Source organism: Actinomycetota bacterium, assembly GCA_035540895.1.
In the GTDB taxonomy this organism is placed as follows: Bacteria; Actinomycetota; JAICYB01; order JAICYB01; family JAICYB01; genus DATLFR01.
The window spans coordinates 1-5,064 of the sequence record DATLFR010000001.1; the positions used below are offsets into that span (position 1 = coordinate 1).

A 5,064-nucleotide genomic window follows, 5' to 3' on the forward strand; every position below is an offset into this window, starting at 1 on the left:
GGACGGGACGGGGGTCGCGGGGGGCGTGGGCGCCGCGATGCGTCCCATCGCCGCCTCCCAGGCTCCGGGGGTGTCGAACCCGATGCGCCACGCGGCGACGCCGGCGAGCCCGAACCCGCCGACCAGGGCGGCCTTCAGGGAGAGCGAGCGGTCGTCCTCCAGCCAGACGGTGCGGTCCCCGCCGTAGGTGGCGACCGCCAGGCCCAGCTCGGGATCCCACCTGACGGAGGCGGAGGTCCGGGCCAGGAACCGGTCCGTCTCGCGGAGCGTGATCGCCTTCGGCCTCGCCGGATCGGTCCACTCGTAGGTGTAGAAGGGCATCCCGAGGACGACCTTCGAGGGGTCGACCTCGCGCACCAGCGCCCGGACGGCGTCTCGCACCCACGGGAGGCTCGCGGTCGGACCGTGCGGCCGAAGACGGTTGTGCTGGTCGTACGCCATCAGGACGACCAGGTCCGCCACCCGGCCCAGCGCCGCCCGGTCGTAAGCCTCCGACCAGTTGCCGAGCGACCAGGTATCGGTGAGCGGGGTGACGTCCACGGACACCACCAGGCCGCGCGACCGCCAGGCGGAGGCCGCCTCGGCCACGAAGGTCGAGAAGGCGTCCTTGTCCTCGGTATGCAGGTTCTCCCAGTCGATGTTCACCCCGTCGGCGCCGTTGGCGGCCGCGAGGTCCCCGATGCGGTCGATCACCTCGCGGCGCCGGGCCGGGTCCCGCATCACGAGCCGTGAACGCTCGGGGTCGTTGCCGTTGGCGAAGAGAGGCCATACGCGCACCCCCCGGGCCCGGGCTCGGTCGGCTCCCGCCCGGTCCCCCGAGCCCGAGACGCCTCCCGTCGAGGTCAGGTGCCACCAGGAGGGGGAGACGACGTTGGGACCCACCGGGAGGGGGTCGGGGATGGTCGCGTCGCCCGTCCATCCGATCACGACCTGCTGCGCCTGCGCGGGGGTGGCGAGGAGGGTCAGCGCGACAGCGGCGAGGCCGAGCGCCCTACGTCGCATCCAGGAAGCGAGCGATGGCGTGGGCGTAGATGCGGGTCCCCTCGACCAGCTCCTCCACGCTCACGTACTCCCCGGTCGTGTGGGCGAGCAGGATGTCGCCCGGGCCGCAGATGACCGACGGCGTGCCGGCGTCGTTGATCAGGAACCGCGCGTCGGTCGCGCCGCCGTAGCCGAACTCGACCGGCTCCCCCCCGAACGCGGTGCGCGCGTCGCGCAGCAGGTCGACGAGCCTCGTCCCTTCGGGGGTCTCACAGGCGTCGGCCCAGTTGTGGATCTCGATGCGCGCCCTCAGCTCGGGGACGTCCTCCTTCACGCGGTCGATCACGCCGTTGAACTCGCCGACCACCTCGTCCACGGTCTCGCCGGGGAGGGTCCGGCGGTCGACCTCGATCACGCAGCGGTCCGGGACCGAGTTCACCTTCGCCCCGCCCGCGATCGTCCCGACGTTGACCGTGGGAGCCCCGAGGACCTCGTGCAGCTTCCGGAAGCGCATCTGGGAGAGGGCGTCCACCACACGGGCCATGTGCTGGATCGCGTTCACGCCGAGCTGCGGGGTGGAGCCGTGGGCGGACACGCCCTCCGTGACGATGCGCAACCACAGCGCGCCGCGCTCGGACGTCACCAGCCCGAGCGAGGTGGGCTCCCCGACGAGCCATTCGTCGACGCCGTCGCAGTGGCCCGACTCGAGCAGGTGCTGCGTCCCGTAGACCCCGAGGGCCTCCTCGTCGGCGACGAAGTGCATGACGAGCCTCCCGCGGGGGTGGATGTCCGCCCTGCGGAGGGCCGAGACGGCGGCCAGGCACGCGGCGATGCCCGCCTTCATGTCCGTCGCGCCCCGCCCGTAGAGACGACCGTCCTCCACCACGCCGCCGAAGGGGGGGTGGGGCCAGGCGTCGACCTCGGTCGCGGGAACGACGTCGTAGTGGCCGTTGAAGCCGAGCACGGGTCCGGACGGGCTTCCCCACGAGGAGATCACGTTCACGCGCCCGGGGGCGGACTCGACGCGGGAGTACGGCAGCCCCAGTTCGGACAGCCATCGCTCCGTGACCGCGGCGACCTCCTCCTCGTCCCCCGGAGGGTTCTCGCTCGGCGCCCGGACGAGGTCCCGGCAGATCGCCACGACCTCTTCGGGGTCGACGTGGGAGGCGATGGTCGTCGCGAGGTCGTCTGGCATGGCGGTCCAGACTACCGGGGCACTACGATGCTAGCCATGTCCCCGACACCCCCTGGGTCCCGCTCGTCCGCCTGCGCCCCGCCCCGCCCGGATGGTTCCGTCCATCACCCGGAGGCGTCCGGGTGATCCGCATCGGCGTGCTCGGGTGCGCGCGCATCGCGCCGCCCGCGGTGATCGGTCCGGCCAGGAGGATCCGCGACGCCTCGATAGTGGCCGTCGCGTCCCGCGACGGCGCGCGAGCCACGCGGTGGGCCAAGCGCCACCACGTCCCGCGCGCGTACGGGTCCTACGAGCGGATGCTGTCCGACCCGGACGTGGACGCGGTCTACATCCCGCTCCCGAACTCGCTGCACGCGGAGTGGACGCTGAAGGCGATCGAGGCGGGCAAGCACGTCCTGTGCGAGAAGCCCCTCGCGTCGTCCGAGCCTGAGGCGCTCCGCCTCGCCGCCGCCGCCCGTTCGAGCGGGCTCGTCTGCATGGAGGCCTTCCACTACCGCTACCACCCTCTGGCGCGTCGCATCGAGGCGATCGTGGCCGAGGGCGAGCTGGGTGAGCTCAGGCGGGTCGAGGTGCAGCTCTCGCTCCCCGTCGTGCTCCCGCGCGACATCCGGTGGGACCCCGATCTGGACGGCGGAGCGGCGATGGACGTCGGCTGCTACGCGGTGAACGCCGCGCGTTGGCTCCTGGACGGCGAACCCGTCGTCCGGACCGCGGCAGGGGTCCTGACGGGACGCGGGGTCGACCGCTCCTTCGAGGCGACGCTCCAGTTCCCGAGGGCCGAGGCCGTCCTGCGCGGGTCGATCCTCGGCCCCCCGATGTCCCGGCTCCGGGTGGAGGGGACCCGGGGGAGCCTCGACTGCTTCAACCCGATCCTCCCGCAGCTGATGTACCGGCTGAGGGTCACGGTGGGAGGCGCCACGCGCACCGAACGCGTGGCGAAGGGCACCACGTACGCGTACCAGCTCGCGTCGTTCGTGGCCGCCGTCCGCGACGGAGCCCCCTTCCCCACGACCTTCGAAGACTCGGTCAAGACGATGCGCGTCCTCGATCAGGTCCGCGGGATCATCGGCGTCCGCGGCTCTGCGACCGAGGAGCGAAGGGTCACCCGCCGGGCCTCGTGAACGGGAGCCGCTATGTCCGGTCGGGCGGCGTGCGCATCCACGTCGTGGAGCGCGGCCCGGCCGACGGGCAGCCCGTCCTCCTCCTGCACGGTTTCCCCGAGTTCTGGTGGTCCTGGAGGTACCAGCTGGACGCGCTCGCCGAGGCCGGGTACCGCGCCGTCGCGATGGACCTGCGCGGGTTCGGGGAGTCGGACCGACCGGCCCACGTCGCGGATTACGCGCTCCCGCATGCCCTGGGGGACGTGGAGGCGGTGGTCGAGACGCTCGGTGACCGCGTCTCGGTGGTGTGCCACGACTGGGGCGCGGCCGTCGGCTGGCTGTACGCCACCCTGTTCCCGCACCGGGTCGAGAGGCTCACCGCGCTGAGCACGCCCCACCCCTCGGCCTTCGCAGCCCGCGTGCGGACCCCACGGCAGCTGCAGGCCTCCTGGTACATGTTCATGTTCCTCACCCCCGGCGTCGCCGAGGAGGCGATGGCGCGCAACGGGTACGAGCTCCTGAAGCTGTGGTGGTACGGGACGGCGAAGGTCCCGCTCGGGGAGGACGTCGTCGACCGCTACGTCGAGATGTTCTCCCGTCCTGGAGCGCTCGAGGCGGGGCTCAACTGGTACCGGGCGAACCTGACCGTCTCCGACCTGGTCTCCGACCACGAGGTCGAGCTCCCGCCCGTGGCCTGTCCGGTCCTGGTCCTCTGGGGGATGGACGACGCCTACCTGGTCCCGGAGGTGGGCCGCCTCTCGCAGCGGTACTGCGAGGGTCCGTACAGGTTCATCGAGCTCCCGGACACCGGACACTGGGTGCAGCAGGAGCGTCCGGACATCGTCAACCGCGAGCTCCTCGCCTTCCTGCGGTGATCTCGTCGGAGGCGGCCGAGGTCCACGCGGCCGCGCCCCTCGTCGACCTTCACTGCGACTCGGTGCTGCGCTGGCGGTACCTGCGCCGTGACCTGTCCCGCCGCGGGAGCCCGTCCCGTCTCCCGGGTCGGGCCGGACTGGGACACGCCGACCTCCCACGGCTTCGCGACGGGGGAGTGGCCGTCGCCGTCCTCGGGTTGCCCGCTCCGGTCACCGACGCGATCGCCGGGCCCGGCGTGGCCGAGCAGCTGATCTCCGCCGCCCACGCCGCGATGGCCACGGACGGCCTCACGCGCATCCTCGCTGCAGAAGAGGACCCAGCCCACGCGAAGAGCCGCGGCGAGCTGCGGGTGGTGTTCGGGATCGAGGGGGCCCACCTGGTCGGGTTCGACCTGTCCGTGCTCGCGAGCTGGCGGGCCCTCGGGCTCCGCATGGTCGGTCCCGCCCACCTCGTCGCCAACGTCGCGTGCCAGCCGAGCTCCCGCCCCTCGAAGGCGGACGTCCCGCTCTCGGCTTACGGTCGTTCCCTCGTCGAGGCGATCGACGCGCACGGGCTCGTCCTGGACCTCGCTCACATGAACCGGGCCGGGTTCGTAGAGGCGCTGCGGCTGCATCGGGGGCCCGTCCTCGTCTCCCACACGGGGGTCGGGAGCGCTCACGAGCTGTGGCGCAACGTGACGCCGGAGCAGGCGCGCGCGGTCGCCGACCGCGACGGGGTGATCGGGATCATCCTCTTCCCGGCTTTCCTGCGCGCCGGGCTGTTCGGGTCGGTGGAGGACGTGGTCGACCACGTGAAGGCGGCCATCGGGCTGGTGGGGGTGGAGCACGTCGCGATCGGCACCGACCTCGATGGCGGGATCACCCTCCCGGCTCCCATGCGCGACGCGAGCGACCTGCCTGCCCTGACGGACGC

General features: G+C 72.7%; 5 protein-coding genes. 3 read left to right on the top strand and 2 right to left on the bottom strand.

Annotated elements, in window-relative coordinates; genetic code table 11:
* Together VM840_00005 and VM840_00010 are read right to left on the bottom strand one after the other, a co-directional pair.
* The coding region (locus tag VM840_00005; protein HVL79955.1) for a glycosyl hydrolase family 18 protein at positions 1-1,002 on the bottom strand (1,002 nt) is incomplete at its 3' end.
* The gene (locus VM840_00010; protein HVL79956.1) at positions 992-2,176 is read right to left on the bottom strand and encodes a M20 family metallopeptidase; all 1,185 of its coding nucleotides are present in this window, start codon (positions 2,174-2,176) and stop codon (positions 992-994) included. The genes VM840_00010 and VM840_00005, both read right to left, overlap by 11 nt.
* Positions 2,177-2,298: 122 nt before the next feature.
* On the opposite strand from VM840_00010, the gene VM840_00015 reads away from it, so the two are divergent.
* The 3 genes from VM840_00015 to VM840_00025 all read left to right on the top strand — a co-directional run.
* Positions 2,299-3,297 carry a Gfo/Idh/MocA family oxidoreductase gene (locus VM840_00015; protein ID HVL79957.1) on the top strand — a complete coding sequence of 333 codons (999 nt, stop codon included), beginning with the start codon at positions 2,299-2,301 and terminating at the stop codon, positions 3,295-3,297.
* 29 nt (positions 3,298-3,326) lie between these two features.
* The gene (locus tag VM840_00020) at positions 3,327-4,151 is read left to right on the top strand and encodes an alpha/beta hydrolase (protein ID HVL79958.1); all 825 of its coding nucleotides are present in this window, start codon (positions 3,327-3,329) and stop codon (positions 4,149-4,151) included.
* The coding region (locus tag VM840_00025; GenBank protein HVL79959.1) for a membrane dipeptidase at positions 4,148-5,064 on the top strand (917 nt) is incomplete at its 3' end. The genes VM840_00020 and VM840_00025, both read left to right, overlap by 4 nt.

Bases quoted from the DNA above. Each gene is read 5' to 3' on its own strand.
- VM840_00010 (HVL79956.1), bottom strand. From the start codon at position 2,176: ATGCCAGACGACCTCGCGACGACCATCGCCTCCCACGTCGACCCCGAA.